We start from the raw sequence: 2830 nt of genomic DNA on the forward strand, positions 1-2830 counted from the left end.
GGGATCGAACCGCTGACCTCTTGCATGCCATGCAAGCGCTCTCCCAGCTGAGCTATAGCCCCACTACGTAAAGCTTGTCGAGTTGACGGGCGGCATCATATGAATTCCCTCGGCATGTGTCAACGGCAAAATGAACTTGCCGAATTCAATCGCTGAAAAAGCATTCAAATAAAGGACATTGCGGCACAACTCGCATTCAGTAGTTAAACACGTCACGGTTTCGACTAAAATGGTGCTATAAAATGAACCACTAATTAACCCCACGACTATTCAGGGAATCGTTATGTTCAAGGAACGGATGACGCCAGAAGAACTCGCTAATCTCACCGGTTACAGCCGACAAACCATCAATAAATGGGTACGGAAAGAAGGCTGGGCAACATCGCCCAAACCTGGCGTCCAGGGCGGTAAAGCCCGTCTGGTTCATGTAAACGAACAGGTTCGTGAATATATCCGCAGCGCTGAACGTTCAGTTGACCATCACGCAGACACATTCACGCCTGCCAGCAACGCATCGCTTGAAGCGCTGCTTATGACGCTCGCCAAAGAGATGACCTCATCCGAGCAGAAACAGTTTACCTCTCTCCTCGTGCGTGAAGGGATTACCGGTTTGTTACAACGCTTAGGGATACGCGATAGCAAATAATATGAAAAGATTACGCAGTAAAATGACCACTGAAGAGCTGGCTGAATGCCTCGGCGTGGCCAGACAAACCGTCAATCGCTGGATCAGAGAACAACACTGGAAAACCGAAAAATTTCCCGGCGTCAAAGGCGGACGCGCAAGACTCATCCATATTGATGCCAGCGTGCGGGAGTTTATTCTCAATATTCCGGCTTTTCGCAAACTGCCTGCGTTTTATCAGGCGGAAGAGGCTTTCGCAGAATATGCGAACGCGGCGCACAGTCACGCTTATCGACAAATTATTGATGCCGTTGAAAATATGTCTGCTCAGGAACAGGAAAAACTGGCGCTGTTTTTATCGCGGGAAGGTATTCGCGGATTTCTGACGCGTTTAGGTATCAATGAGGCGGACTAACAAATAATAAACGGCAGGCGTCTGCCCTGCCGTTTATTCTGTTTCAGCTGGCGTTACTGCTGACTTTCACGCTCGGCGATAAAGCCCAGCGCTTTGTTGATGCGCTCAATGCTGCGGGTTTTACCAATCGCATGTACGGTGACATCCAGCGCAGGCGACTGCCCGGCACCGGTCACAGCCACACGCAGCGGCATCCCCACTTTACCCATCCCCACTTCCAGCTCATCCGCCGTGGCCTGAATCGCGTGGTGGACGTTTTCTGCTGACCAGTCCGTAATCGCCGACAGCTTGTCGCGCACCACTTCCAGCGGCTGACGCGCCACCGGACGGAGGTGTTTTTTCGCCGCATCGGCGTCAAACTCGCTGAAGTCTTCATAGAAGTAGCGGCAGCTCTGCGCCATCTCTTTCAGAGTTTTGCAGCGCTCGCCCAGCAACTTCACCAGTTCAGCAAGCTGCGGGCCGTTACGGGTGTCGATATTTTCCTGCTCGATATGCCACTGCAAATGCGTCGCCACATATTCCGGCGCCAGCGTATTGATATAGTGGTGGTTCAGCCACAGCAGTTTATCGGTGTTGAACGCGCTCGCAGACTTGCTCACCGCACCGAGGGAGAACAGCTTGATCATCTCTTCGCGGGTGAAGATTTCCTGATCGCCGCTGGACCAGCCCAGACGCACCAGATAGTTCAGCAACGCTTCCGGCAGATAACCGTCATCGCGATACTGCATCACGCTCACCGCACCGTGACGTTTAGACAGCTTTTTACCGTCGTCGCCGTTAATCATCGACACATGCGCGTACATCGGCACCGGCGCGTTTAACGCTTTCAGAATGTTAATCTGGCGCGGAGTATTGTTGATATGGTCTTCGCCACGAATCACATGGGTAATTTCCATATCCCAGTCGTCCACCACCACACAGAAGTTGTAGGTTGGGGAACCGTCGGTACGACGAATGATCAGATCGTCCAGCTCCTGATTGCTGAATTCGATCGGGCCACGGATCTGATCATCAAAAATAACGGAACCGTCCTGCGGGTTGGCAAAGCGCACCACGCATGGCTCATCGTCGGCATGATGTTCGTGACTGTGACGGCAACGCCCGTCATAACGCGGCTTCTCGCCTTTCGCCATCTGATCTTCACGCAGTTGCTCCAGACGCTCTTTAGAGCAGTAGCATTTATAGGCTGTTCCCGCCTCCAGCATCTCGTCAATCACCGCGTTATAGCGATCAAAACGTTTGGTCTGGAAATATGGGCCTTCGTCCCATTCCAGGTTCAGCCAGTTCATACCATCCATGATGGCTTCAATGGCTTCCGGCGTGGAACGCTCAAGATCGGTGTCTTCAATACGCAGCACGAACTCACCGCCGTGGTGACGTGCGAAAAGCCAGGAATAAAGAGCAGTACGCGCGCCGCCGACGTGCAGATAACCTGTCGGGCTAGGCGCGAAGCGAGTTTTGATTTTCATGAAATGGCCTTACGTTTATAAAGATGCCGACAACCGGCAAATCCTGGAAAGATGAATAGCCTTGTATTCTATCACTGTGGCTTGATTCCTCAATGTTGATCCGGTCAGAACGCTGCGCTTTGCTATTTCCGTATAGAAATCATGCAGCGCGGAGTAATTCACGATCGTTTTGTTTAATTTTACGACGAACAAACAAAAACTTTAGAAAATGCGTTGACTCATTTTCAACTCTCCCTATAATGCGACTCCACACAGCGGGGGTGATTAGCTCAGCTGGGAGAGCACCTCCCTTACAAGGAGGGGGTCGGCGGTTCGATCCCG

Annotated in this window: 3 protein-coding genes; 2 read left to right on the forward strand and 1 reads right to left on the reverse strand. The window is 51.9% G+C overall.

All coding sequences use genetic code 11. The features are described from left to right. Nucleotides 1–283: 283 nt before the first annotated feature. Nucleotides 284–646 (forward strand): MerR family transcriptional regulator, encoded by a 363-nt coding sequence (locus tag ACLD3P_RS21860; protein WP_000472034.1) that lies wholly within the window; start codon nt 284–286, stop codon nt 644–646. Nucleotide 647: 1 nt separating this feature from the next. Further along, nucleotides 648–1040 carry a MerR family transcriptional regulator gene (locus tag ACLD3P_RS21865; RefSeq protein ID WP_000826514.1) on the forward strand — a complete coding sequence of 131 codons (393 nt, stop codon included), beginning with the start codon at nt 648–650 and terminating at the stop codon, nt 1038–1040. A 53-nt stretch (nt 1041–1093) separates the two neighbouring features. Here ACLD3P_RS21865 and gltX read toward each other — a convergent pair whose 3' ends face one another. Next, the gene (gltX, locus tag ACLD3P_RS21870) at nt 1094–2509 is read right to left on the reverse strand and encodes a glutamate--tRNA ligase (RefSeq protein WP_000695623.1); all 1416 of its coding nucleotides are present in this window, start codon (nt 2507–2509) and stop codon (nt 1094–1096) included. Nucleotides 2510–2830 lie beyond the last annotated feature (321 nt).

This window comes from Salmonella sp. 741265073_HBA, from assembly GCF_046569105.1.
Classification (GTDB): domain Bacteria; phylum Pseudomonadota; class Gammaproteobacteria; order Enterobacterales; family Enterobacteriaceae; genus Salmonella; species Salmonella enterica.

Excerpts from the sequence above, each read along its gene's own strand:
- gltX (WP_000695623.1), bottom strand. The coding sequence starts at position 2,509 with ATGAAAATCAAAACTCGCTTCGCGCCTAGCCCGACAGGTTATCTGCAC.
- ACLD3P_RS21865 (WP_000826514.1), top strand. The coding sequence starts at position 648 with ATGAAAAGATTACGCAGTAAAATGACCACTGAAGAGCTGGCTGAATGC.
- ACLD3P_RS21860 (WP_000472034.1), top strand. The coding sequence starts at position 284 with ATGTTCAAGGAACGGATGACGCCAGAAGAACTCGCTAATCTCACCGGT.